General features: G+C 64.1%; 1 protein-coding gene. It reads left to right on the forward strand.

The window, feature by feature from the left end; all coding sequences use genetic code 11:
- Positions 1-394: hypothetical protein (locus CVM73_RS38890; protein ID WP_100236942.1), on the forward strand; the 394-nt coding region annotated here is incomplete at its 5' end.
- Positions 395-418: the final 24 nt, after the last annotated feature.

Consider the following 418-nt stretch of genomic DNA (forward strand, 5'->3'; position numbering starts at 1 on the left):
CAAGGAATGGGCGCAACGGCAGCCGCGCGGCGGGCTGCGCATGGCCGTCCTTGGCGTAGTTGCAATCGGTCTCGGCGCTTGCGCGAGCCCGGGCGAGGGAGGTTTCGGGTCGAGCGTGTTTCTCGATCCGGCCAAATACGAGCTCTACAATTGCCAGCAGCTCGTCTCCCCCCGCAAGGATGTCAACAATCGCGTGCTTGAGCTGGAAGGGTTGATGGCGAAAGCCGAGACCGGGGCAGGCGGCGCGCTGGTCTCAGGCCTTGCGTATCAGACGGAATATCGCACCCAGCGCGCGCAACGCGACGATCTCGATGCGAGAATAGCGCGCAACAATTGCAGCGCCGAACTTGCGGCACCCGCGGCTCCGGCCGTGCCGCCCAAACGCAAACGCTGATTTGAGTTCTCCGTCATTGCGAGC

Source organism: Bradyrhizobium forestalis, assembly GCF_002795245.1.
GTDB classification, from domain to species: Bacteria; Pseudomonadota; Alphaproteobacteria; order Rhizobiales; family Xanthobacteraceae; genus Bradyrhizobium; species Bradyrhizobium forestalis.